The organism is Paraburkholderia sp. D15 (assembly GCF_029910215.1).
Classification (GTDB): domain Bacteria; phylum Pseudomonadota; class Gammaproteobacteria; order Burkholderiales; family Burkholderiaceae; genus Paraburkholderia.
On sequence record NZ_CP110397.1, the window covers coordinates 163,789 to 187,903 of the forward strand.

The 24,115-nt window shown below is 61.4% G+C and carries 19 protein-coding genes and 3 pseudogenes; 7 read left to right on the plus strand and 15 right to left on the minus strand.

Annotated elements, in window-relative coordinates:
- Nucleotides 1-121: 121 nt before the first annotated feature.
- Nucleotides 122-2,761, plus strand: a complete 2,640-nt coding sequence (locus LFL96_RS35330) for a glucose/quinate/shikimate family membrane-bound PQQ-dependent dehydrogenase (protein WP_281004357.1) — start codon at nt 122-124, stop codon at nt 2,759-2,761.
- 306 nt (nt 2,762-3,067) lie between these two features.
- Here the strand turns inward: LFL96_RS35330 and cydB are convergent, their stop codons facing one another.
- Entirely contained in the window at nt 3,068-4,081 is a 1,014-nt protein-coding gene (gene cydB / locus LFL96_RS35340; RefSeq protein WP_281004290.1) for a cytochrome d ubiquinol oxidase subunit II, read from the minus strand.
- Nucleotides 4,065-5,514: pseudogene (locus LFL96_RS35345) on the minus strand (cytochrome ubiquinol oxidase subunit I). Before LFL96_RS35345 ends, cydB begins: the two are co-directional and overlap by 17 nt.
- Before the next feature lie 249 nt (nt 5,515-5,763).
- On the opposite strand from LFL96_RS35345, the pseudogene LFL96_RS35350 reads away from it, so the two are divergent.
- A pseudogene (locus tag LFL96_RS35350) lies at nt 5,764-6,099 on the plus strand (formate dehydrogenase); the annotation flags it as partial.
- Nucleotides 6,100-6,489: 390 nt separating this feature from the next.
- Here the strand turns inward: LFL96_RS35350 and LFL96_RS35355 are convergent.
- The 3 genes from LFL96_RS35355 to LFL96_RS35365 all read right to left on the minus strand — a co-directional run bounded on the left by LFL96_RS35355 (nt 6,490) and on the right by LFL96_RS35365 (nt 9,901).
- A complete protein-coding gene (locus LFL96_RS35355; RefSeq protein WP_281004291.1) occupies nt 6,490-7,077 on the minus strand; it encodes a hemerythrin domain-containing protein in 588 nt (195 codons plus the stop codon).
- 148 nt (nt 7,078-7,225) lie between these two features.
- A complete protein-coding gene (locus tag LFL96_RS35360) occupies nt 7,226-9,274 on the minus strand; it encodes an NAD(+) synthase (protein WP_281004292.1) in 2,049 nt (682 codons plus the stop codon).
- 93 nt (nt 9,275-9,367) lie between these two features.
- Nucleotides 9,368-9,901 carry a CinA family protein gene (locus tag LFL96_RS35365; protein WP_281004293.1) on the minus strand — a complete coding sequence of 178 codons (534 nt, stop codon included), beginning with the start codon at nt 9,899-9,901 and terminating at the stop codon, nt 9,368-9,370.
- Between the two features lie 282 nt (nt 9,902-10,183).
- Between LFL96_RS35365 and LFL96_RS35370 the strand changes: the two genes are divergently transcribed.
- Nucleotides 10,184-10,693, plus strand: a complete 510-nt coding sequence (locus LFL96_RS35370) for a GNAT family N-acetyltransferase (RefSeq protein ID WP_281004294.1) — start codon at nt 10,184-10,186, stop codon at nt 10,691-10,693.
- 31 nt (nt 10,694-10,724) lie between these two features.
- On the opposite strand, the gene LFL96_RS35375 is transcribed toward LFL96_RS35370, so the two are convergent.
- The 6 genes from LFL96_RS35375 to coxB are packed head-to-tail and all read right to left on the minus strand — an operon-like array spanning nt 10,725 to nt 17,014.
- Nucleotides 10,725-12,029, minus strand: a complete 1,305-nt coding sequence (locus LFL96_RS35375) for a cytochrome c (protein WP_281004295.1) — start codon at nt 12,027-12,029, stop codon at nt 10,725-10,727.
- Entirely contained in the window at nt 12,026-12,958 is a 933-nt protein-coding gene (locus LFL96_RS35380) for a cytochrome c oxidase assembly protein (protein WP_281004296.1), read from the minus strand. Before LFL96_RS35380 ends, LFL96_RS35375 begins: the two co-directional genes overlap by 4 nt.
- A gap of 8 nt (nt 12,959-12,966) precedes the next feature.
- Nucleotides 12,967-13,299, minus strand: coding sequence for a hypothetical protein (locus LFL96_RS35385; protein WP_281004297.1), 333 nt, complete (start codon nt 13,297-13,299; stop codon nt 12,967-12,969).
- 12 nt (nt 13,300-13,311) lie between these two features.
- Nucleotides 13,312-13,962, minus strand: a complete 651-nt coding sequence (locus LFL96_RS35390; RefSeq protein ID WP_281004298.1) for a cytochrome c oxidase subunit 3 — start codon at nt 13,960-13,962, stop codon at nt 13,312-13,314.
- Entirely contained in the window at nt 13,959-15,908 is a 1,950-nt protein-coding gene (gene ctaD, locus LFL96_RS35395) for a cytochrome c oxidase subunit I (RefSeq protein ID WP_281004299.1), read from the minus strand. Before ctaD ends, LFL96_RS35390 begins: the two co-directional genes overlap by 4 nt.
- Nucleotides 15,905-17,014: a cytochrome c oxidase subunit II gene (gene coxB, locus LFL96_RS35400; RefSeq protein ID WP_281004300.1), complete on the minus strand. Its 1,110-nt coding sequence runs from the start codon at nt 17,012-17,014 to the stop codon at nt 15,905-15,907. The genes ctaD and coxB overlap by 4 nt, the downstream gene beginning before the upstream one ends.
- 324 nt (nt 17,015-17,338) lie before the next feature.
- Between coxB and LFL96_RS35405 the strand changes: the two are divergent.
- Nucleotides 17,339-19,686, plus strand: a pseudogene (locus LFL96_RS35405) (PAS domain S-box protein).
- 21 nt (nt 19,687-19,707) lie between these two features.
- Here the strand turns inward: LFL96_RS35405 and LFL96_RS35410 are convergent.
- Together LFL96_RS35410 and LFL96_RS35415 are read right to left on the minus strand one after the other, a co-directional pair.
- A complete protein-coding gene (locus LFL96_RS35410) occupies nt 19,708-19,986 on the minus strand; it encodes a hypothetical protein (RefSeq protein WP_281004301.1) in 279 nt (92 codons plus the stop codon).
- A 133-nt stretch (nt 19,987-20,119) separates the two neighbouring features.
- Nucleotides 20,120-20,608, minus strand: a complete 489-nt coding sequence (locus tag LFL96_RS35415; RefSeq protein ID WP_281004302.1) for a hypothetical protein — start codon at nt 20,606-20,608, stop codon at nt 20,120-20,122.
- A gap of 251 nt (nt 20,609-20,859) precedes the next feature.
- On the opposite strand from LFL96_RS35415, the gene LFL96_RS35420 reads away from it, so the two are divergent.
- A complete protein-coding gene (locus tag LFL96_RS35420; protein WP_281004303.1) occupies nt 20,860-21,300 on the plus strand; it encodes an Hsp20/alpha crystallin family protein in 441 nt (146 codons plus the stop codon).
- 22 nt (nt 21,301-21,322) lie between these two features.
- Entirely contained in the window at nt 21,323-21,730 is a 408-nt protein-coding gene (locus tag LFL96_RS35425) for an Hsp20/alpha crystallin family protein (RefSeq protein ID WP_281004304.1), read from the plus strand.
- Between the two features lie 57 nt (nt 21,731-21,787).
- Here the strand turns inward: LFL96_RS35425 and LFL96_RS35430 are convergent, their stop codons facing one another.
- Both LFL96_RS35430 and LFL96_RS35435 read right to left on the minus strand, forming a co-directional pair.
- Nucleotides 21,788-22,873: a glycosyltransferase family 4 protein gene (locus LFL96_RS35430; protein ID WP_281004305.1), complete on the minus strand. Its 1,086-nt coding sequence runs from the start codon at nt 22,871-22,873 to the stop codon at nt 21,788-21,790.
- Nucleotides 22,874-22,946: 73 nt separating this feature from the next.
- Nucleotides 22,947-23,225 (minus strand): hypothetical protein, encoded by a 279-nt coding sequence (locus tag LFL96_RS35435; RefSeq protein ID WP_281004373.1) that lies wholly within the window; start codon nt 23,223-23,225, stop codon nt 22,947-22,949.
- A gap of 192 nt (nt 23,226-23,417) precedes the next feature.
- Here LFL96_RS35435 and LFL96_RS35440 point away from each other — a divergent pair, with 192 nt between their 5' ends.
- Nucleotides 23,418-23,960, plus strand: a complete 543-nt coding sequence (locus LFL96_RS35440) for a DUF4142 domain-containing protein (RefSeq protein ID WP_281004306.1) — start codon at nt 23,418-23,420, stop codon at nt 23,958-23,960.
- Nucleotides 23,961-24,115 lie beyond the last annotated feature (155 nt).

Consider the following 24,115-nt stretch of genomic DNA (forward strand, 5'->3'; position numbering starts at 1 on the left):
TGCCTTGCCGATGAGTCCACCGGGAACTGTAAATGCTACTTGCACAAACGGCGCTTTCGGCCAAACGGTCGGTTTTTCTCGTGTAATCCAATTCGAATCATTGTCCGTAGAGGTGGTGAATATGTCGAAGCCACATCGGTTTCCTCCCGCACTTGCCGTCCCCGCTGTCGTCTTTATCATCATTGGCCTGGCGCTAGCTGGGGGCGGAGTCCCGCTCGTCGCGCTGGGTGGTTCGTGGTATTACGTGGTGACTGGGATCGCGATTGCGCTGACCGGCGTGCTGCTCAGCATTCGCCGACGTTCGGCGCTATGGTTATTCGCGCTGATTCTGTTCGGTTCGACGATCTGGGCCGTGGTGGAAGCGCGCTTCGACTTCTGGCAATTGTTGCCGCGTTTGTGGGTGTGGCTTGTACTCGCTCTGTGGCTTTTGCTGCCGCCCGTCACACGCAAACTGGTGTTCGGGCCACCGGCCGCGCATCGCGAGGGCGTCGTGCCGTTGACTGCCGCCGTGATCCTGACCGTACTCCTCGGCCTCGTCACAGCGTTCAATCATCCGTATGATCGCGCGGGCACCCTGGCTTCCACTGCCGCTCCGCCCACTACACCGATTGCCGGTGACGCGAACCGGCAGGCGGCCGACTGGACCGACTACGGCGGCTCGCCGCTCGGTCAGCGCTATTCGCCGCTTACGCAAATCACACCGGAAAATGCGGGGCAACTGAAAGTGGCCTGGCAGTTCGAAACAGGCGACAAGCCGGGCCCGGGCGACCCCACCGAAACTACCGATGAGAACACGCCGATCAAGGTCGGCAACAAGCTCTTCCTTTGCACGCCGCACAGTATCGTGATCGCGCTCGATCCGGCGTCGGGCAAGGAACTCTGGCGATATGATCCGCATATTCAGAGTCCCGTCGGCTTCAAGCACTGGGAGCATATGACTTGCCGCGGCGTGTCATATCACGACGACGCGATGTATCCGGCAAACGCCGCGGTAGCAGCGGCCGATAATGCGGCGGCATCAGCGCCTACTGAAGGCGCGGCTGCAGGCGCGCCTGCAAGCACTGATGCGAGCGCTGCCGCTTCGAATCCCCAAGCATCGGCTTCGGCGCCTGCGGCGGATGGCGCATCAGCGACCACTGACGCGGCCAACGGTGCTTCCACAGCGGCGGGAGCAGAGCAATCGGCATCCGCAGCCACGGCCGCCAGCGATACGTCGGCTGCGACCCAACAGACGGCCGCCGCTGCCGTGAGCGCCGAATGTCCGCGCCGCATTTTCCTGCCGACCGCCGATGCACGATTGATTGCGCTCAATGCCGACACGGGCCAGCCATGCACGCATTTTGGTAATAACGGTCAAATCGACCTGCGCACGAATATCGGTCCCTTTACGCCGGGCGGTTATTACTCGACGTCGCCGCCCGCGGTAACTCGCGATCTGGTCATCATCAGCGGCCACGTCACGGATAACGAGTCGACCAACGAGCCCTCGGGGGTCACCCGCGCGTTCGACGTGCACGACGGTCATCTCGTGTGGAACTGGGATGCGGGTAATCCAGACGAGACCCAGCCGATTACAGGCAATCAGACGTACGTTCGCAATTCGCCGAACATGTGGTCGGTCTTCAGCGTGGATGAAAAACTCGGCATGGTGTATTTGCCGCTCGGCAATCAGACACCCGACCAGTGGGGCGGCCTGCGCACGCCGGCCTCGGAGAAGGTGGCGGCGGGCGTCGTTGCACTGGATCTCGCAACCGGCAAGATGCGCTGGAATTACCAGTTCACTCACCACGATCTATGGGACATGGACGTAGGCGGCCAACCTTCGCTGATCGACCTGCAGACACCCAGTGGCGTGCAACCTGCGCTGATTGCATCGACGAAACAAGGCAGTTTGTACGTGCTGAACCGCGAGACCGGCAAGCCGATCGTGCCGATCACGGAAGAACCCGTACCGCAGGGCGCAGGAACCGGCGATCACACTTCGCCTACTCAACCGTTCTCCGCACTGAACTTCAAACCGCCGAAAGTACGCGAGCGCGACATGTGGGGCACCAATCCTTTCGATCAGCTGTGGTGCCGCGTCAAGTTCAAATCGCTGCGATATGACGGCATGTTCACGCCGCCGTCCGAGCAGGGATCGCTCGTATTTCCAGGCAATTTCGGAGTGTTCGATTGGGGCGGCATTGCGGTGGACCCGGTTCGCCAGATACTGATCGCGAACCCGAGTTACATGGCTTTCACTTCAAAGCTGGTGCCGCGCTCGCAGATTCCGTCCGATAACGGAGAGAAGAAGGGCAGTGAAACAAGCGGCATCAAGCTCGCTCGCGGCACGCCTTACGGTTTCGAGCTCAATGCGTTCCTTTCGCCGCTCGGCATTCCATGCCAGGCGCCGCCGTGGGGATATGTCGCGGGCGTCGATCTGCGCACGAAGCACATTGTGTGGGAACACAAGAACGGTACGATCCGCGATAGCGCGCCGCTGCCCATTCCCATGCCGCTCGGCGTGCCGAGTCTGGGTGGCATGATCACGACTGCTGGCGGTGTGGCATTCCTCTCCGGTACGCTTGATTACTATCTGCGCGCTTACGATGTACGTACTGGCGACCGGCTGTGGCAAGCCCGCTTGCCCGCAGGCGGGCAGGCAACGCCAATGACCTACGCCGACAGCAACGGCAAGCAGTATGTGCTGGTCACCGCGGGCGGGCACGGCTCGCTCGGCACGAAGCAAGGTGATTACGTGATCGCGTACACGCTGCCCTGAAAGAGCGTTTGAGGATCGCGCGCGAGCGGGCGCCGCAGGAGCGTCGCGGTTAAGGCCCGCCGCGCGCTTGTGATAGGCGCGCGAGTTTCTGCGTCAAGTAAGCGAATGCACTCCAATGTGCATCCGGTTGAAAACGTTACGCGTCGGCGCGCAAACATTCCAGCCGCCGTGACGCATGCAGAACGTTCGAAGATCGCTTAATGCGTAGCGACGTGTAATACAGCTTTCAATATGCCTGCCACAAGCGCGACGGTTGCAACGCCCAGCAACCACAGGCCGACAAACCATGCGAATCGTCGCCACATGTTAGTGATATCCCTCACCGGGACGCATTTTGCCTTTGAAAACCGAATAGGCATACACCGTATAGCCGAGAATCATCGGAACGGTAATCGCTGCGCCCACCAGCAGAAATAAGAGGCTTGCGTGGGGCGCGGCGGCATCGCGGAAGGAAATGGCAGGTGGCACGAGATACGGATACAGACTGATCAGAAGACCTGCATAGCAAAGAATGAAAATGCCATAGGCGAAGAGTAGAGGCAGCGCCTGGCGCCGCGCCGAAAGGCTGCGCCAGAAGCCGGCCGCGAGAAGAATCAGCAGTACCGGCACGGCGGCGGTGAATGCAATGTCCGGCCAGCGGAACCAGCGTGCAGCGAGCGAGCCTTGCAACATTGGCGTCCACAGCGTAACCACGACGATCAGCGCAAGCACCGCCACTGCCATGGTGCGCGCATAACGCCGGCAGCGCTCGTGCAGCGGTCCTTCGGTGCGCCAGATCAGCCAGCACGATCCAAGCAATGTATAGCCGACGACCACGGCGAGGCCGCACAGCACGGTGAAGCCGGTAAGCCAGTCCCACCAGCCGCCGGAATACGACACTCCCTTCACGTGGATGCCCTGAAGCAGTCCGCCCAGCACGAGTCCCTGGCACAAAGCGGCCATGGTGGAACCCGAAAAGAAAGCGACGTCCCACCACGCGCGGCCAGAACCCGTTGCGCGAAAACGGAATTCAAAGGCCACGCCGCGAAACACGAGTGCGAGCAGCATGGCGATGATCGGCGGATAGAGCGCTGGAAGGATGATCGAATAGGCGAGGGGAAACACGGCGAAAAGTCCGCCGCCGCCGAGCACGAGCCATGTTTCATTGCCGTCCCATACGGGCGCGATGGTGTTCACCATCAGGTCGCGATCGTCCCGGCTGCGTTCGACGGCGAACAGGATGCCCACGCCGAGATCGAATCCGTCGAGCAGCACGTAGGCAAGCACGGCAAACGCTAGGATGGCCGCCCAGACGAGCGGCAGATCAATCGTGGCGGTCATGGCGATCGTCCCGTGCAGAAGTGTTGCCAGTGGTGGTCGATGCGGGCTGCCGTTGCGCCGGTCCGGGCGTGATGCCCGCGCTGCGATGCGGCTTATCCTTGGCGGGCCCTTCTGTCGCGAGCGATGGCGGCCTCGCCATGAGACGCAGTACAAATACCATCGCCGCGCCGAAGACGACCAGATAGACGACGCCGAAAGCCGCAAGCGATGTCGCGACGCCGGGCGCGGCGATGGGCGACACGCTGTCGGCGGTGCGCAAATGGCCATATACGGTGTAAGGCTGACGGCCCACTTCGGTCACGGTCCAGCCGCATAACAGGGCAATGAGGCCGGACGGTCCCATTGCGACCATCAGCCGGTGCAGCCAGCGCGCGCGATAAAGCGAATGACGCGCCCGAAGTGCCAGACTCGCGAAACCGGTCAGCGCCATCAGCACGCCAAGGCCGACCATGACGCGAAAAGCCCAAAAAATAAGCGGCGAAAAGGGGCGGTCTTCTCGCGCGAATTCCTTGAGTCCTCTAATAGAGCCGTTCCATGTATGTGTGAGGATCAGCGCGCCCAGATGCGGGATCTCGACGGCGTAGTCGGTAGTCTCGGTCTTCATGTTTGGCATGCCGAACAAAATCAGCGGTTGGCCCGGTTTGGACTCCCAGTCGCCTTCGAGTGCGGCGATCTTTGCGGGCTGATGCTTGAGCGTGTTCACACCGTGCGCGTCGCCGGCGAGAATCTGGATGGGCGCGACGATGCACGCCATCCATAGCGCCATGGAAGCCATGAGCCGCGCAGGCTCGTTACCGGGATCGCGCAGCAAGTGCCACGCACCCACCGCGCCGACGATGAACGCCACGCTCAGATAGGCCGCGAGCACCATATGCACGAGCCGGTAAGGGAACGAAGGGTTGAAGATGATGCTGAGCCAGTCGGTGGGCACAAAGCGGCCGTCGACCATCTCGAATCCTTGCGGCGTTTGCATCCATGAATTTGCAGCGAGAATCCAGAAGGCGCTTAGCAAAGTGCCGATAGCGACGAGCACTGTGGCAAGAAAATGCAGCTTGGGGCCGACACGGGTCATGCCAAACAGCATCACACCAAGAAAGCCCGATTCGAGGGAAGAACGCGGTTAGTACTTCGTAACCCATAAGCGGGCCGACAACAGGTCCCGCCCGATAGGCAAAGCCCGCCCAATTGGTGCCGAACTCATACGACATGACAAGGCCAGACACCACGCCGACGCCGAATACCACTGCGAAAATCGTCAGCCAGTAGCGGAATACGGCCAGGTACACCGGCTTGCCGGTGAAAAGCCATGCGCCCTCGAGCACTGCAAGGTAGCTGGCGAGCCCGATGGACATTGCCGGGAAAATAATGTGAAAGGCGATGGTGAAACCGAACTGCGTTCGGGCAAGAAACAGTGCGTCGACCGAGGGTGGCATTACGGTACCTCGAATAAGGACGTGGCTGACCTGATGGACGGATTCGCAATTTGCGCCGCAGCGCATGCTTCTGAATATAAGCAATGTAAATGCAAATGCGTGGCCTGACGGTGTCTGCCGGCATAGCGCGGGCACCCGTGCAAGACCATGCGAAAGGCGTGTAAACCTATTGTCAGGAGCATGCGCTCTTTTCGCCAACAGGTACACACTTTGCTCTCGTTCTGTACTGACGTTCGCGCGGAGACCGTGATGAAAGAAAAGGACACGACACGAGATTACCCCTACGCATCGGGCGGATGGGGATCGCTGAAGGCAGTCACCACAATCCTCGCGCAGGAGCATGTCGGCCTGAAAGACAGTGCCGTGCTCGCGAAGCAGAACAAGCCGGACGGCTTTATGTGCGTGAGCTGTTCGTGGGCCAAGCCGGCCGACCCGCACGTATTCGAGTTCTGTGAGAGCGGCGCGAAGGCTACTGCCTGGGACCTGACGTCCAAGCGAATGACGCCAGAGTTCTTTCAGCTGCATACCGTGACCGAACTGCTGTCATGGCACGACCATGACCTGGAAGAAGCGGGGCGGCTCACCGATACGACGATCTACTCGCTGGACGATCGCTTTCGCGGCGTGAAGGGTAACCGCATGATTGTGCTGATGAATGAAGACGATATGGCGGCGAGCGGTCTGACCGAAGGCGACAAGATCGGCTTGCAGACCATTTCCGACGACGGCTTCGACCGGCGCGTAAGCGGACTCACCGTCAAGGCTTACGACATTCCGCGTGGCTGCATTGCCGGCTACTACCCGGAATGCAATCCGCTGCTGCCGCTCTGGCATTACGCCGAAGAAAGTAAAGTGCCTGGCGCCAAGTCCATTCCGGTGCGGATTGTCGAAAAGCCGGTTGCTACATCTGGTGCATGACAGACCCGCCGGGCTACGATTGCCCGGCGGCGGATTCCGGAGCCGCTTTCTGCGCGGTCAATCGGCGTAGCGCGATCTGCGCGACTTCGGCAAGCATTGCGTCGCGCCAATCACGAGCAGAGATCCGAGCAGGAAAGTCGCAATCGGGAATGTACCTGCGGTATTCACTGCAATTTCCCGTGGACGCTCACCAAGAAGCTGCATTCTACGGCGCGTCATTTTCGAGCCGAGCGAACGCAGCTCGCCTTTCAGTGCCCGCTCGGCCGCAGGCAGCAGTACGGTTTCTTCGTCGGCCACGTGATGCATGACCTCGCGCATCAGTTGCTGAAAAAGACCGTCGTATGCGGCATCCTCGGGTCCGCTTGCACGTAGCTTTGCGATGGTGGCGCGCATTTCGTCGTGTTCGGGCTGGCTCTTTTCGAGCGTTTTATCCTCGCTCATTACACCGGCCAATGCCGGATAAAAGATTTCTTCTTCCAGTTGTGCGTGAATTTCGAGTGCGGCACAAACGGAATTAACGATTGCGCGCTTGCGCCACCACGGCGTGTCTGTGTGATAACGATGAAACGCGGCAAGTACATGCATATGATCGAGCCGGATCATCGCGGTAATGGTGGGAGACATCGACGAATTGTTATCGGGCATGGCAGTTCTCCAGAATGACGCGGCGCCGCGCGTCGGTTTGTGGGGATTGTCTGCACGCGAAGTCGACATGCACATGAGCACGCGAATCCGGCATGCGGGCGCTCGCGGATGCGCCACACACCGCATTCGCCATACCTGCAACGTCCCGCTAAGCGGGAATCCTTTCGATGTCTCGCAGCCAGACCGTTGCCTCGCTGTCGCTCGGTGCACGCCAGTCGCCGCGCGGCGACAAGGAGCCGCCCGATCCAACCTTGGGTGCATTCGGAATGCAGGAGCGCTTGAACTGGCTGGTGTGAAAAAAGCGCTCGGCGAAGATCGCCAGATTGTGCTTGATGTCGCCAAGCGTGTATTCGTTGCGCGCCACATGTGGACCTGCAGGCCAGACGCCGCGCTCGCGGTCGGCCCATGCGCAATGCGCGAGGAACGCGACCTTCGACGGTGAAAAGCCGAAGCGCAACAGGTAATAGGGATTGAAGTCCTGCAACTCATACGGACCGATAATGCTTTCGGTCTTCTGGTCGATGACTTTGTCGACCTTGCCGGGCACCAGTTCCGGGCTGATCTCGGTCGCCAGGATCTGCTCCAGCACATGCGAGCCCGCGTCGCCGACTTGGCCCGACTCGGCGACCCAGCGCACCAGATGCGTGATCAGCGTCTTCGGCACGCTCGCATTGACGCTGTAATGCGACATGTGATCGCCCACGCCATAGGTGCACCACCCGAGCGCCAGTTCGCTCAGGTCGCCTGTGCCGATCACAATTGCCTGATGGAAATTGGCGAGCCTGAAAAGGTGGCTGGTGCGCTCGCCCGCCTGAACGTTTTCGAACGTGACATCGTATTGTTTTTCGCCCGACGCAAACGGATGGTGCAAGTCGTGAAGCATTTGCATGCAGCTCGGGCGTATGTCGATTTCCTCCATCGAACAGCCCACGGCTTGCATCAGATCTTTCGCCTGTTGGAGTGTGCGGCTGCTGGTCGCAAAGCCCGGCATCGTGTAACCGAGAATATTCGAGCGCGGCAGCTTCAACCGGTCCATGGCTTTTGCGCATACGAGCAGCGCCTGCGTGGAATCGAGGCCGCCCGAGACACCGATAACCACTTTCGAGATTCCGGCCGCGCCGAGTCTTTGCAGCAGCCCCTGCACCTGAATGTTGTAGACCTCGGCGCAGCGTTCATCGCGTGTCGCGGGATTTGACGGCACATACGGGAAACGGTTGATTGAACGCATGAGCGGCAAATGCTCCGCATCGGGAAGCGAAGCCGGCACGCTGATCACCTGGAATTTGCAGACCTCGTTTGCATGGCGGCGCGTGGACTGGCCGAAAGTGGTTTGCCTCATCCGTTCGCGCGACAGCCGTTCGAGGTCGATGTCGCCGTAAATCACATGGGACGTGTCGACGAAACGCTCCGATTCGGCGAGCAGTTCGCCGTTTTCGTAGATCAGCGCCTGGCCGTCCCATGCGAGGTCGGTTGTAGATTCGCCGCGGCCCGCAGACGAATATAGATACGCGGACAGGCATCGCGCGGATTGCTGCCCGACCAGTTGGTGCCGATAACCGGACTTGCCGATCACGATGTTGGATGCCGAAAGATTGACGAGCACCGTTGCACCCGCGAGCGCCGCAAACGACGACGGCGGCACGGGAACCCATACGTCCTCGCATATTTCTACGTGGAAGCGAAAGAGCGGCGCGTGCGGGACGTCGAACAGCAATGACGCGCCGAAGGGCGCATGCTGTCCGCATAACGTCACTTCGGAGCTAGACGCGTTCTCCGCCGCACTGAACTGGCGGGCTTCGTAAAACTCGCCGTAGTTGGGCAGGTAGCTTTTGGGCACCACACCGCACAGCTTGCCGTTCGAAATCACCAATGCGCAATTGAATAGCTTATGCTCGATCTTCAGTGGCGCGCCGATGACCAGTACCGCGGGAATACTCGTAGAGGCCGCAACGATCTCGCCGATAGCCGATTCGCACGCGTCGAGCAGTGCTCGCTGATGGAAGAGGTCGTCGCACGTATAGGCCGATATGCCGAGTTCGGGAAACACTACAAGCAGTGCGCCCTTCTGTGCGGCCTCGCGGGCCAGTTGCAGCGTCTGCTGCGCGTTGAATTGCGGATCGGCCACGTGGCACACCGGCACCGCAACCGCGACACGTGCAAACTCGTGACTGTACAAATTGAAGAATGATTGCGTCATGATGTGCGGCGCCTATGAATAGCCGGTCGGAAGCGGAAGCTTATCCGCTCCAACCAGTGTTGAACACAGCCCGATGCGGCGTTCGCGACGCGTTCAGGCGGAGTGCGGCGAACCGGGTCGAGCGTATCGTACGTTCGGCAACTGATTGAAGTAATACTCGACTCGCGAAAGCGCGTAAAGCGCTGCGTTTCGCCGGATGGTGGTGCGATCTCCGTCGAACGCTCGCGTTTCGGCAAACATGAATTCACCGTCCCGGCGCTTGTAACGCCACGCAAAGCATTGTGTGCCTGCCGGCAGATCCGTGCCTTTCGGCGGCGGACCCGCGATTCCCGTATTCGAGACTGCGATATTGGCCGAGCACCCTTCGAGGGCGAGTACACCTGTGGCCATCTCCCGGGCGACTGCCTCGCTCGTCAGGCCATGTTCTTCGATCGTCTGCGACCGCACGTTCAGTACACCGCATTTACCCGTCGGCGAGTAAACGACAAGGCCCACGTCGAGACATGCGCCGCTGTCCGGCACGTCTGCCAGCAGAGATGCAATGAGACCGCCGGTACACGATTCGGCGGTGGCGATCACAAGACCGCGCGACGAGAGAAACCCGACCACGCTGCGGGGAATGTTCATTTTGCGTCCTCGTTTATCCGGGCTTGTTTGTTCACGATAAGCCAGTCAGTTGTCAGCGAGCAAGTGCAATACCCGTTGCGCATTCGTCTTCATCGAGCGGCACGGCGATTGCTCGATAAACGTGTCCCTTCACCGGGACGCCATGGTTGTTTGTTCGGTTAGGCTCGCCACACGGAGAGCCTCTTTTTTTTCGCCCCATGTTCAGCGTTTGCGCGCTGCTTTACCGTCGGTACAGCGCTTGCTCTTTTTGCTTCGCATGCGACGGCAAAGGAGGCGACGTACATGATGTTTCCAACAATCGTTATCAATCGCGAGGATCCGTCCTCGACCGACGCGCAGACGCTACTCGACGAACTGAGCGCGACGCTGGCCGTGTTTACCGGCGACGGCGGACAGAGCCGCTTTTCGATTCACGACGTCGCGCTTGAGCGCTCGCGCTTTCTCGTTGCGAGGACCGGTTTTTCGACGCCGCTTGGCTGTGGCGCGTTTCGTCCGTTAGGCGAGCACATCGCCGAGATCAAGCGCCTCTATGCGCGGCCCGGCGCGGAGGGTGCAGGCAGTGCGATTCTCGCGCGACTCGAGAAAGAAGCAGCAGAACTAGGCTATCAGGCGTTATGGCTCGGCATGCACGTGAACAATCGTCGCGCGATCAAGTTCTACGAGCGACACGGTTTCCATCGCATCGAACCGTATGGACCGTATGTGGGCAAAGACGATTCGTGCTGCTTCGAAAAGCGCCTCGACGGACAGGCGCCTGACAACCAGCGCAAAGCCACCACGCGCGGGGCGTAATGCAATCGGATCGCGCGGGCTGCGAGCCGCGCTACTTGTGGATTTTCTCGCGCAACGACTGAATGTCGTTGGCCGTTACAGGTCGCGCGTCATTGCCCCATGAGGTGCGGATCCATGAAAGCACATTCGCCATTTGCGCATTGGTGAGCGTTTGAGCGAAGCCCGGCATTGCTTGACGCGGCGGTCCACTGATAGTCGCGGGACTGTTGCCGCCTTCCACCATTAAGCGAATCAGCGAAGTCGTATCTTCGGTGATCACTGACGGGTTGCCTGCTAGCCGCGGAAATACATTGGGCACGCCCGCCCCTTGCACACCGTGGCAGCGCGCGCAGAACGAGATATAGACCCGCGCGCCGACCGATTGAGGCGCATCGACCCGATTGCCGTTGCGCGTCGGCAAGTCGGGCTGCGCATGCGGCTCATAGCTCCCGGACGGCTTTTGCGCCGGCAGTGACTTGAGATAGTGCGCCATGGCGAGCGCATCTTCGTCGGTCAGATATTGAGTGCTGTCTTCCACTTGCTCGACCATAGAACCGAATGCGACGAGACCCGCACCGTGTCCCGTCTTCAGAAATGCGGCAAGATCTTTTTCGCCGATACGTCCGAGTCCCGAGCCCGGATCGCCGGTCAGATTCGGCCCGAACCAGTTGTCATTGACTCCACCCGTCAAATACATGGGCGACGACTCGTCGTAGCCGCGTTCCTGAAAGCCTGGCCCGCGAGGTGTGTGACATGCGCCGCAATGCCCCGGACCTTGCACGAGAAATGCCCCGCGATTCCACTGCGCGTCACGTCCGGCCTTCGGCCGATAGGGTTCTGTTGGTGCGAACGCGAGTTGCCAGAAATAGAGCACCCAGCGCTGATTGAAGGGGAACGCCAGCTTGGTGGGCGGAGCCGGTTCGGGCGCCGGTTTTACTCCGTGCATGAAATACGCGTAAAGCGCGCGCATGTCGTCGTCGGACATTTTTGAAAAGGACGCATACGGCATCGCCGGATAAAGCCGCTTGTTATCCGGCGACACGCCCTCCCGCACAGAGCGTGCAAAATCTTCGTAACTGTAGGCGCCAATGCCGTATCGGCGGTCCGGCGTGATGTTGCTGCTCATGATCGTGCCGAATGGCGATGTGAGTCCCAAGCCGCCGCCATAAGCCTGTCCGCCGACGGCCGTGTGGCAACCCGCGCAGTCCGACGCTTTGGCGAGATATTCTCCACGCGCTACGAGGGCCGCGAGCGCCGGGTCCGATGCGCCGGCAGCCTCGGCTGTGACGCGCGGAGCCGTGAACACGCCGAGCATCGCCGTGCCGGCCAGCACGATCAGTTTGAAGCGCCGCATCATGAGGTGGTATCCCGACGCGCGGCCAGCGTGTTGGGTATGAGCGTGACTGGCGCGCGATGCATCAGCCAGCGCGCGCCAGTCAGAAGCGCTGCGATCAGATACGCCAGGCCGCCAGGCACCCACATCACGAGGCCGCCGAGTTGTTGATCCTGCAACGGATCGAAGCCGAGCGCCGAGGTTGACTCGATGTACGCCGGGTACCAGAGCCCCGGCGCAAGCGTCAGCAATGCGCCCAGCGCGCCGGTGTGGACCATCGTCGTGAAGAGCGACAACATCGCATAGCCGCTTTGATCGCGCCGCGCGCCTTCGCCGAAAACGACCCACCAGAACAGGAGCGCGCTTAGCAGGAAGCTCGCGTGCTGAAGCGTATGAATAGCGGGCGACGCGAGCGCCGCTTCGAAAAAACGCGGCATATGCCAGGCCCACAACGCAGCGGCGTGCAGCAGCCATGCGACGGTCGGCGCACACAGCGCGCGCCACAGTCCGTACAGCATCGGCGTGCGGACGGCGGCGGCTATCGCGTGCCGTGCCGCCGGAGGAAAGGCCCACAGCCATACCGCGAGCGGTCGGCCGAGCACGAGCAGCGGAGCGGCCACGATCATCATCAGTTCATGTTGAACCATATGCGCGGAGAAGAGCGCCGCGCTCAATGCGTCGAGTGGCGAGTTGAGCGCGGCGACGAGCGCGAGCCATCCGGCTACGAATGCGCATAGCTGACGCGTGCGAATGCCGCGCCCGCGTCGGCTGCGCGCGCGCAGGCGCCGGTAGCCGGCTGCATAGAGGCCGAGGCTCACGACCAGCAGTGCGACGACCCATGGTTCGAAAGTCCAGCGCAGCACGGGCGGCGCGCTTCTCTCCGCGGCAGTCAACACATGTGCGTGTACGCCTGGCGGAATACACAACGCGGCGAGCGCGAGTGCGCGGCGCATTGAGTTGTTCATTGCACGCAGGGGGAAATAAGCCATTGCGGTATCCACATTGCGACGAGTGCGAGCGTCGAAAGCATGCCGACCCACGTGGCCGCGCACGCAAGCATTGCGGGGCGCGCGGGAAGCGCGGTCGCAGTCGCGGGGGCGATCATGCCGGCCTCGCGCCAGCGGCGCCACGCCAGCAGCGTCGCGATCATTGAAAACAGCAGCGCAGTGCCGGTCACACTGCCCAGAGGCAGGACCGTTCGCCACGCACAGGAGGGCGTAACGAGCGCATAGTCAGCGCTCAACGCGGCCAGTACCGCGGAAGGCGCGCCGAGGAGCGCGAGCCAGGTTCGCATGGCAAACCTCCATCACAAGCGGGGAGCGAGGTAGATCACCGCATAGATCGGCAACCAGCTGAGTACGACGAAGTACCAGTACAGCGCGTTCTCGCTTACGTCGACGAAACGTTTCCCTTCGAACGGACCGGTGAACAGCAGCACGGCGAGCACCGCGGTGTCCAGTGTGTCCGTAATGAGGTGCGTCGTGTGCAGGCCGAGAAGCAGCCACACGACCGAGCCGTAGGCGTTCGTGTACCAGCTCACGTTCAGTGCGGCGAACTCTACGGCGCGCACCACCAGAAAGCCCACAGAGAAAACCAGGCATACGCAGAGCCACAGACGCGCGCGGGCCCGCTGCTGGCGGTCCGCAGCGCGCTTTGCAAGCTGGTTTGGCCACATGCTCACGAGCAGAATCGCGGTGTTTGCGGTGCCCCACAGAAGGTCGGGCGGCGCCGCGTTGAGCGGCCACTTTGCAGTGAGCCCGCGCAGATAGAAGTACGTCATTGCCGCGATGGCGAAAACGGTCCCCTCGATCAGCATCAGGCAGATGGTGCTCCACCACATCAGGCTGCGATGCCCGAAGCCGAAGCTCGGCAGATGGCGCACGTCCAGCATCAGCACGGGAGTGGCGCTCGCATCGTTTTGCATCGCGTCTACCGGCGCTTTGCGCAGTTCCGTCATGGCCGCTGCTCCAGTTGGACCGCTTGCTGGTTCTGGCCGCGATTTGGCCAGAACCAGCCGATCAACGCGATCGTGACAGGCACCGAGCCCCACACGACAGCCCACGGCGAAAAGATCGAGCCGATAAACAGCACGGTGGTCGTCACCGCACTGATAAACGGCCAGATGGAAGGCGCCGGAAACAGCAGACGCAAATCGGGCAACGCGTCGAGCGCAGTAGTAGACAACACTTCACGCGCTTCGGCAGCAAGGCCGCTGACATAGGCAGGCTGCGCGGACGGCTCCCACAACGGGTCGCGTCCGTGAACCACGGGCAGCGCGTCGAAGTTGTGCGGCGGCGGCGGACTCGTGGTGCTCCACTCGAGCGTGCCCGCGCCCCACGGATCGGCGCCTGCCACTTCGCCATGCCGGTAGCTGTGCATCGCGTTGGTAATGAACAGCAACACGCTGACGCCTATCGTTAGCGCGCCTACCGTGGCAGCCAGGTTCATGCCGTGCCAGCCCATGCCGTGCGGATAGGTCCACACGCGGCGCGGCATGCCGTGCAGACCGAGCACGTGCATCGGAAAGAACGCGACGTTAAAGCCGATAAAGAACAGCCAGAATTGCAGGCGCCCCAGCGTCTCGTTCATTAGCCGGCCAGTTGCTTTTGGATACCAGTAGTAGAACGCGCCGAATAGCGGAAATACCGCGCCGCCGAGCAAGACGTAATGCAAATGCGCGACCACGAAATAGGTGTCGTGTACCTGCAAGTCGAGCGCCACCGATCCGAGCATCACACCGGTCATGCCGCCCAGCACGAGAATGAAGAAGAAGCCGAGGGCAAACCATAGCGGCGTCTTCAGATTGAGGCGTCCGGTCCACAGCGTCGCGATCCAGCAGAAGATCTGTACGCCTGACGGGATGGCGATCATCAGGCTGGCAGCTGTAAAAAAGCTCTTGCCGAGCGCCGGAATGCTCGTTGCGAACATGTGATGCACCCAGAGACCGAACGCGAGAAAGGCCGTCATGATCAGCGCGAGCACCATGACCGGGTAGCCGAAAATCGGGCGGCGCGCGAAGGTTGGAATGATCGAAGAAAGAAAGCCGAGCGGAGGAATGAAGATCAAGTACACCTCGGGATGCCCGAAGAACCAGAATAGGTGCTGCCACAACAATACGTCGCCGCCGCGCGCCGCGTTGTAAAAATGCGTACCGACCAGACGGTCGAGAATCAGCGCGGTGCTGCCGAGCATCACCGCCGGCATCGCGAACAGCACCATGAATTGCGTGATCAGCGTGGCCCACACGAACAAGGGCATGCGGTTGAGCGACATGCCGGGCGCGCGCATCTTGAAGATCGTCGTAATGAGCACGACCGCTTCGAGCAGCGAGGCGAGTTCGGTGAAGGTGATCATCTGCGCCCATATGTCGACGCCCTTGCCCGTCGAGTAATCAGGCCCGGCGAGCGGCACGTAACTGAACCAGCCTGCATCCGGACCGGCGCCGAGCACGAACGCCACGTAGAGCGTCACGCCGCCAAACAGGAAGACCCAGTAGGCGTAGGCATTCATCCGCGGGAAGGCGACGCTGCGCGCGCCGATCATCAGCGGCACGAGCCAGGTGGCGACGGCCTGCATGACCGGCACGGCGAACAGGAACATCATCGTCGTGCCGTGAATCGTGAAAAGCTGGTTGTATAGCTCGGGACCGACGAGACGATTGCCGGGCCGCGCGAGCTGCAGTCGCATGGCTAGCGCGAGGAGGCCGCCCAACAGGAAGAAAACGAACGTGGTGATCACGAAGCGCCGCGCCACGGTCTTGTGGTTGACAGCGGAGAGCCGGCCCAGCCAGCCCGGGGAATCGCTCCATGTGCGCGCAAGCGCTTCGGCGACCTGCTGGCCGGCAGCGGGGCCGTCCACCAGATGTGCGGCCGGCCGCGCGGGCGAAGATTGACGTTCGCTCATTGGAGAGTTCTGATCCATGCGATAAGGGCATTCAGATCCTGCGCCGACAGCTGGCTTGCCGGCATCGTGGTGCCGGGCTTCATGCTGCCGGGCGCCTTGATCCAGGACTCTAGGTTGGCGGGCGTGTTTTCGAATGTTTCGGCGGCCAGCATCGGACGGCTCATCACGTGGGTGAGGTCCGGGCCGATCACCCCGTTTGCGGAGGTGCCCCGCACGGTATGGCAGCCGGCGCAGTTGCCGGTCGTGAAGAGCCGCTCGCCTTGCGCCTGTAGCGCGTCGATCGGCTGCGGCGCAGGCGTCCGCTGGCGCGCGACCCACGCGTCGTACTGGGCGGGCGGCTCGGCAACCACCGTGAATGCCATTAGCGCGTGTTCGAGACCGCAGAATTCGGCACATTGCCCGCGATACGTGCCGGCGCGGTCGGCACGGAATTCGATCGTGGATTCGCGGCCCGGAATCATGTCCTTCTTGCCGTGCAGATTCGGCACCCAGAACGTATGAATCACATCGTCGGCTTTGAGCGAAATGACGACGGGCCGCCCGACTGGCACGTGCAGTTCGTTCGCGACGGCGAATCCGCTGCCGGGCGTGTCGTCCGTGTAGCGCGCTTCCCACCACCATTGATGCCCGGTCACCTCCAGATGAACCGCGTCGGCGACGGGCAGTCGGGAGAGCGCGCGATCGGTCATGATATCGGCGAGCAGCAGCCCGAACAGCAACACTACGGACGCAATCGACGCCCCGCTCACCACGCGGCCCACGCGTCTCTCCGGGCGCTCGAGCGAGCCCAGATCCGGGCTCGCATCGCGGCTGACACGCGGCGCCCGCGCCACGGCGAAGAGCAGCGCAATCAGCACCGCCGCGAACACGAGCGAGCAAACGGTCAGCGTAACGGTCCAGAGTGAGAAGATGTGTGCGGCCTGCACGCCTGCTGGGCGCAGCGCATCATGAGCCGGAGCGGCCTGTGCTTCGAACGCAAGGCCGCCGGATAGAGCAGCTGCCGGAGCGACTGCGAAAGCGGCTGCGGCCCTGAGCGCAATCGCGCCGCGCGGCGGCCTGCCTGCAACGCTCTGCAGATCGGTTCGGGGTGCTTGGCCGGTTTTCATGCTTGGGCGCATTGGCTCGTGGGGCGTTTGTGAGTGGCTTAGCAATCCCTGTACCGGGCCGGATCAGGCGTTGGGGCGTACCATGAGCGGCTCAGGCCGCTTACACTCGCTTACGCCCGTCGTGGCGGTCTTACGGAAACACTCTTCATATCGCAGGCGTTCGCTAATAAAATGTCAGATGCGCATAAAGCCGCAAAAGGACCGGCTTGCCTGGGGCTTTACGTGCAAAACAACAGAGAACAGTAGAAAACAACATGCGGTGCGCCGTCAGCGGCGCGCCAGAAGCAGATTAGGTCCACAGCCTATTCTCGATGGAGCAGGTTAATGGCGCATGCATACGAGCCCGATGACATCGTTCAGAACTGGGCCAACATCTGGGTTCAATCCCTGCGCGACTACGCGGTGATCGGTTTGTCCGAAGACGGCCGGATCCGCTCGTGGAATGCGGGCGGTGAAGCCATTCACGGTTTCCGCGAGGACGAGGTCGTCGGCAAGCCGCTAGATATCTTCTACACGGCTGAAGAGCGCGCGAAGGGCTCGCCGCAAAGGGCGCTCGACACGGCGCGTAGCGAAGGGCGCTTCGAGAGCGAAGGGTGGCGCCTGCGCAAGGACGGTAAAGCATTCTGGGCGAGCGTCGTGCTCACGGCGCTGCGCTCGCAGGACGGCACGCTTCTCGGCTATGGCGAGATCGTGCGCGACATGACCGACAAAAAGACGGTGCACGACGCGGTGCTCGAAAGCGAGCGCCGTTTCCGCCTGCTGGTGGACGGCGTGACCGATTACGCGATTTTCATGCTGTCGCCGGAAGGCATGGTGACCAACTGGAATTCGGGCGCGCGCCGTATCAAGGGCTATACGGCCAGTGAAATCATCGGCTCGCATTTTTCGCGCTTCTATACGCCTGAAGACGCCGGCAGCGGACTGCCGCAGCGCGGGCTCGCCGCCGCTGCACGCGACGGCCGTTTCGAAGCAGAAGGCTGGCGCGTGCGCAAGGACGGCTCGCGTTTCTGGGCACACGTCGTGATCGACGCGATCCGCGACGGCGGCGCGCTGGTCGGCTTTGCGAAGATCACGCGCGATATCACCGAGCGCATGGAAGCGAATCGTCTGCTGGAAGAGACGCGCATCGCGCTCGTGCAGTCGCAGAAAATGGAAGCCATCGGCAAGCTGACGGGCGGCGTCGCGCACGATTTCAACAACGTCATGCAGATTTTGCGCGGCAACCTCGAATTGCTGGAAAGCCGGCACAAACGCGACGGCTGGACACGCGAACGCCTCGACAAGGCGATCGACGCGGTGGAGCGCGGCGCGAAGCTCGCGTCGCAATTGCTCGCGTTCGGGCGCCAGCAGCCGTTGCGGCCTATCGTCATCAATCTTGCGGCCGCGATTCGGGGTATGGACGACCTGCTGCGCCGTGCGCTCGGCGAAACGGTCGAGATCGAGACCGTCGTGTCGGGTGGATTGTGGAATACCCTCGTCGACGTACACCAGATGGAGAACGTGATCCTCAATCTCGCGATCAATGCACGCGACGCGATGAAGGAGGGCGGCAAGCTCACGATGGAAGTGTCGAACGCCATGCTCGACGATCAGTACGTCGCGGGCTTCCCGGACGTGCCCTCCGGCCAGTACGTGATGCTCGCCGTAACCGACACCGGCACGGGCATGGCGCCGGATATCGTGCAGCGGGCGTTCGATCCGTTTTTCACGACCAAGCCCGAAGGCGAGGGCACCGGCCTCGGCCTGAGCACGGCGTATGGCTTCGTCAAACAGAGCGGCGGCCACATCAGGATCTACAGCGAAGTCGGACACGGCACGACCGTGAAGATCTATCTGCCGCGCTCGATGGAAGAAGCGGTCGAGGCGCCGACCTCGCCGCCGGTCACGCTGACGCTGCTCGGCGGGACGGAAACGATCCTGGTGGTGGAAGACGACCAGGAGGTGCAATCGACGGTGGTCGACACGCTGTCGGGTCTCGGCTATAGCGTGCTGAAGGCCAACGACGCCGAGCAGGCGCTCGCGGTGGTGCGCAGCGGCGTGCACATCGACCTTCTCTTTACAGACGTGGTGATGCCCGGCCCGCTGCGCAGCCCCGCGATGGTCGCCCAGGCGGTGCAGTTGTTGCCGCGCATGAAGGTGCTGTTCACGTCCGGCTATACGCAGAACGCGATCGTGCATGGCGGTCGGCTCGATCCCGGCGTTGAATTGCTGAGCAAACCATACAGCCGCGAACAATTGGCGTACAAGATCCGGCAGATACTCGGCGTCGCTCCGCTCGCGCGTAACGATGACACCGGCGAAAATCAGGGGGGAGCGGCTGACAAGGGCATGCGCTTGCTGCTGGTCGACGACGATCTCGATACGTCCGAGGCCATCGGCGAGCTGCTGAAGCTGCTGGGCCTCGACCCCGCTGTCACCGGCTCGCCGCAAGAAGCGCTGCAGCTCCTCGCAGAACACCGTTCGACGTGTTGATCACCGATCTGTCCATGCCGGTCATGTCCGGTCTCGAACTCGCGCAGCGGGCTACGCAGATTCGGCCCACGTTACGTGTGATTTTTGCTTCGGGTCACGAGATGCCGTCGGTGGACAAGCTGCCGTTTCGCTGGGGAGCGCTGCGCAAGCCCTATAGCATGGACGAATTGGGTGCGATGCTGCGTGGTTTCGACAAGTAGTCGGGGTAGGCTCCCCGCGCGTCAGCGCCCGGCGCAATTGCAGACGAACTTGAATTGAGCGACCGCAAGCGCGGCTTCCCTCTTGCCGCGTTGTCGCAATTCTTCTGCGAGGAGCTTCTGGAACAGGGGCAGCTTCGCTTCGCCGTACAGGTCGCAAAACTCGCCGACCGTCTCGACGGTTGCGCGCCTTTCGGTTTCCGGACTTAATGTACTGCTGATGTGCGAGGCACCCCGCGCGAGTTCAACCGCGTAAGTAACACGGGCAGTCGCGGTGGCGGCGGCTGAAGGTCCCTTCGGCATAGGGGTTCTCTCGTATTTTTATTTGATGTCCGGAGAGCGTTGCTCGCCAGTGTCGCGTGGCAAAAGGCTTTCATTAAATTTATCGCGCAATTCTGAAGGAAATCTTAAGGCAGGGCTTTTGCGGTCAACATGCTCAGCTTTTGCTGCGCAGAGCGTCAACGGTGTCGGAAAACTCCAACGTGCCCAAGGTGTCTTGCGCCGCTGTCTGTGCGCAAAGGCGCGCGCTGTCCTGCTCAATCCGCCCGATAGGCGCCAGTCCACTGATCTTCTCGGCCAGCATCCGTTCGTATACGCCGAAGTGCAAGTCCACCTCTTCCTGCGTGACGACTGTCACGAAGATCCGCACTTGCGAGGGCATCAAACCGAGAACCGTGGCAATTGCCGCTTCGAGTTGCGGGGCGCAAAGCCGGTCTTCGGCGAAGGTCGTTCCGACCGATACGTCGTACGATTTTTCCTCTCGCACCGTGACATCCACGAGCCTAGCGCGCGCACTCATATTGTTTTCTATCGCAATGCGTATGACGTCCACGGCGGTTCGCATTGTTTCCGTTGGAAAGCCTCCTGGCGAGCGCAGGTAGACCCGATGCCGTCCAAGAGTTAGCCAGTCCGAATCGAATTCCATGCCTGTTTCTCCGACACTTTGATCTCGCACGACTATGTGGTTTCCGTTGTATTTTTCAAGGCCAAAAATTTGCGCAAAAGGGTCTTGAAATCGTCGTAGCCGAATCTATTTTAGATTCCGCTCAGGCAGACGCGCCGTCCCGGCGGCGCGCTGCGTGTTTCGATTTGTCTGTCAGCGGGTGCGGGCAGGCGGACTGGAGCGCGTAGGCCCGTCCGTCTCCTTGCCCCGGTACTACCGAGGAGGAAACGATCATGAGTGACCTTTACTTCGCGACCGACCTGTTCAGCCAGCTCGACCGTTTGCAGCAGCAGATGTCGGCGGTGTTCGGCGGTTTCCCTTCGAGCATCCGCTCTGGCCGTCTGTCGGCCTTTCCGCAAATCAATATCGGCACCACCGACGACTCGATCGAGATCGTCGCGTTTGCGCCCGGTATCGATGCGTCGCAACTCGACGTATCCATCGACAAAGGCTTGCTGACGGTGGCCGGCGAGCGCAAGCGCGTCGCGCCGGAGGCGGACGAGTCCACGCGCCAATATGCTCAGGAGCGTTTTACAGGCTCTTTCCGCCGCGTGATCGAACTGCCGCAGCAGGCCGACCCCGACAAGGTCGAGGCGCGCTACACGAACGGCTGTCTGTCGATTAGCGTCGGCAAGCGCGAGTCGTCCAAACCGCGTGCAATCACCATTCAATGACCTCACGATGATGGAGCGAATCATGAGCGATACGACCGAAGTTGTTCAAAAGGAGCAGCAACCCGTGGCGCGCGGCGAGCGCGAGCCGGCTGAGCAGCGCGCGACGCTGACGCCGCCCGTCGATGTGATCGAAAACGCGCACGGCGTCACGCTGTGGGCCGACCTGCCGGGTGTGTCGAAAGAGAAGCTGGAGGTGCGCGTGCACGACGGCAATCTGCACATCGAGGCCGAAGCGAGCGTGCCGACGCGCGCCGGCTTGCGTCTGCAAAACGCGGAAATCCGCGCGCCGCATTTCTCGCGTTCGTTCACGCTGGGTGCGGAATTCGACACGTCGAAAATCGAGGCGAACCTTCAGGATGGCGTGCTGAAGCTCGTCATTCCGCGACGCGAAGAAGCGCGGCCACGCCGCATTGAAGTCAACGTCGGCTAATGCTGTTTGCCACGGCCCGCCGCGGGCCGTGGCTGATTGATTCGGCCCGGCGGATTGCTAGCCGAAAAGTCGTGCGCCCGCGCCGGTGTCGGATGCCGGCACCGGTGCGGGTGTTCCCGCGAGAAGATTTTCATACACGCGCAGATAGTCGCCCGCCATGCGTGCAGCCGTGAAGCGCTGCTCGAACGAACGGCGGCATTTTGCGCGATCTATTTCGCCGATGCGCGCGACCGCGCTGACAGCCTGTTCGACGTTATCGACGATGAACCCGTTCACGCCATGCGTCAGCACTTCGGGCACCGCGCCGCGTCCAAATGCAACGACCGGCGTGCCGCATGCCATTGCCTCGATCATCACCATCCAGAACGGCTCCGCCCATTCCACTGGAAACAGCAGCGCTCGCGCATTCGCGATGAGTTGCCTGCGTAGGTCACCGCCGACTTCGCCGAGATAGTCGGTGAAGTCGCGCGAATCTTCCAGCAGCGGTTCGATTTGCTGTGCGAAGTACTCCCGCTCGCCGGGATGGATTTTGCCGGCCATTTTCAACGGCAGTCCGGCGCGCCTTGCGATTTCAACGGCGAGGTCGGGCCGCTTGCCGGGCATCAAGCGGCCGAGAAAGAGCAGATACGACGCAGGCTCCGGCTGAAACTCGAATTCGTCGAGCGGCAGACCGTGATAGATCGTTGCTTGCCAGTTGGCGGAGGGCACCGGCTTGCGCTGATCGTTGGAAATCGACACGAGCGGCGCTGACGCGAATTCGCGAAAAAGCGGCCCGTGATCCACAGGCAGCAATTGCCCATGAAGCGTGGTGAGCGACTTGCACGGTAACGCTCTTGCTAACGGGAAGTGCAGCGGATCGCCATGAAAATGCACGACGTCGAACTCGTTCGCGAGATCCGCAACACGGGCCAGCTGCCTCACGTGGTGCGTGAGCGTGTCCCACACGGTCGTATCGCGCCATAGTCCGCGTTCGCAGATCGGCACAAGACGTGCAGCCGTGGTGGAGTCGGCGGTAGCGAACAGCGTGACATCGTGGCCACGCCGAACGAGTTCTTCGGTGAGGTAGGACACGACGCGCTCGGTGGCGCCGTAAGCGAAGGGGGGGACGCATTCGTAGAGAGGGGCGACTTGAGCGATTCTCACGGGGCAGTCGTGTCTTGAGGTTGGGTTGCAGCCGCGTCCGCGCGACGTGCGAACGCGTCCATCGTTGCAGGCTTCAGGAGTTGTCTTTCTTCACTTCCGACAGATCGTCCTCTTTTACTTCCGCTTGCCGGACTGTGGTGCCCTCGTCGTCGGTTTCGGAGACATCGGTTTCAAATGTTCCTTCTCCAGATTGATCGTTACCCGTGCTTTGCTCGGTGTCGTCCTGGTCATTCGGTTTCGTCGCCATTTCATTCTCCCGTGGGTTGGTTGGAAGGCAACGGGAGTCGAGCAAGGGGCGCTCCCGGCTAGCATCCCAGGACGTCTTCAAACGGCGCCGATTCTCGTCAAGCATGCTTGTAATCGTTGCGATAAAACCGCGCAATTTCTGCTTGGGGCATGCTGCGATCACGAACACGGGTCGGGCCAAAATCAACGTAATGCGCATCACGGCCGCAGGGGCGGCATGGCGGTTGCTGCGTCTCTCGTGTCGCAACGAACATTGCGCCGCTTTGAGCTACCCGTTAGAAAATCAGTGAGGAAACGCATGAAAAAGATGACAGTAATTGCAGTAGCGTGCGGTTGTTTCAGCCTGCTTCCGGTCGCCGCGAATGCACAGACACAAGCCGCTTCCACTACCGCCGCCAATCCGCTCGCACAGGTGGACAAAGACTTTGTTCAGGCAGCTTCAATGTCTTCGTCGACGGAGATCGACGCGGCAAAACTCGCGACTAGCAATTCCAGTGATAAAGACGTGAAATCGTTTGCCCATCACATGATGCTCGATCACACGAAGCTGACCGTCCAGCTGAAAATGGCCGCGCCGCATGGCGTGGAAGTACCGAAGGACAATTCGGACCCGAGTGTGCTCGACGCATTGAAGCCGCTGAAGGGCAAGGAATTCGATCATGCGTATATCCAGAAGGTCGGTCTTGAAGGCCACAAGCAAGCGATTGCCGCCTTCGAAAAGGAAATTGCAGAAGGACAGAACGCCGACCTGAAGAAGGCCGCGCAAAAGGCGTTGCCGACAATCAAGGAGCATTACCAGCGGGCTCAACAACTTGCGGCGAAGAAGGGCGTGACCCAGTAGAACTGTTGTTATCTGCGATTCGGGCTCGACGTCAATGCTCGAATCGCACACGAAATGGCATGCGCGTGGCGGGTGGCGCGCCTCGTGGCACGCGGCCTGCTGCGCTCTTCGGCGGGTGGCGGGCATTGCGTTGATTCGGGCTCGCGAGTCTGTAC

Bases quoted from the DNA above. Each gene is read 5' to 3' on its own strand.
- LFL96_RS35330 (WP_281004357.1), top strand. From the start codon at position 122: ATGTCGAAGCCACATCGGTTTCCTCCCGCACTTGCCGTCCCCGCTGTC.
- cydB (WP_281004290.1), bottom strand. From the start codon at position 4,081: ATGACCGCCACGATTGATCTGCCGCTCGTCTGGGCGGCCATCCTAGCG.
- LFL96_RS35355 (WP_281004291.1), bottom strand. From the start codon at position 7,077: ATGCCCGATAACAATTCGTCGATGTCTCCCACCATTACCGCGATGATC.
- LFL96_RS35360 (WP_281004292.1), bottom strand. From the start codon at position 9,274: ATGACGCAATCATTCTTCAATTTGTACAGTCACGAGTTTGCACGTGTC.
- LFL96_RS35365 (WP_281004293.1), bottom strand. From the start codon at position 9,901: ATGAACATTCCCCGCAGCGTGGTCGGGTTTCTCTCGTCGCGCGGTCTT.
- LFL96_RS35370 (WP_281004294.1), top strand. From the start codon at position 10,184: ATGATGTTTCCAACAATCGTTATCAATCGCGAGGATCCGTCCTCGACC.
- LFL96_RS35375 (WP_281004295.1), bottom strand. From the start codon at position 12,029: ATGATGCGGCGCTTCAAACTGATCGTGCTGGCCGGCACGGCGATGCTC.
- LFL96_RS35380 (WP_281004296.1), bottom strand. From the start codon at position 12,958: ATGCGCCGCGCACTCGCGCTCGCCGCGTTGTGTATTCCGCCAGGCGTA.
- LFL96_RS35385 (WP_281004297.1), bottom strand. From the start codon at position 13,299: ATGCGAACCTGGCTCGCGCTCCTCGGCGCGCCTTCCGCGGTACTGGCC.
- LFL96_RS35390 (WP_281004298.1), bottom strand. From the start codon at position 13,962: ATGACGGAACTGCGCAAAGCGCCGGTAGACGCGATGCAAAACGATGCG.
- ctaD (WP_281004299.1), bottom strand. From the start codon at position 15,908: ATGAGCGAACGTCAATCTTCGCCCGCGCGGCCGGCCGCACATCTGGTG.
- coxB (WP_281004300.1), bottom strand. From the start codon at position 17,014: ATGAAAACCGGCCAAGCACCCCGAACCGATCTGCAGAGCGTTGCAGGC.
- LFL96_RS35410 (WP_281004301.1), bottom strand. From the start codon at position 19,986: ATGCCGAAGGGACCTTCAGCCGCCGCCACCGCGACTGCCCGTGTTACT.
- LFL96_RS35415 (WP_281004302.1), bottom strand. From the start codon at position 20,608: ATGGAATTCGATTCGGACTGGCTAACTCTTGGACGGCATCGGGTCTAC.
- LFL96_RS35420 (WP_281004303.1), top strand. From the start codon at position 20,860: ATGAGTGACCTTTACTTCGCGACCGACCTGTTCAGCCAGCTCGACCGT.
- LFL96_RS35425 (WP_281004304.1), top strand. From the start codon at position 21,323: ATGAGCGATACGACCGAAGTTGTTCAAAAGGAGCAGCAACCCGTGGCG.
- LFL96_RS35435 (WP_281004373.1), bottom strand. From the start codon at position 23,225: ATGCTTGACGAGAATCGGCGCCGTTTGAAGACGTCCTGGGATGCTAGC.
- LFL96_RS35440 (WP_281004306.1), top strand. From the start codon at position 23,418: ATGAAAAAGATGACAGTAATTGCAGTAGCGTGCGGTTGTTTCAGCCTG.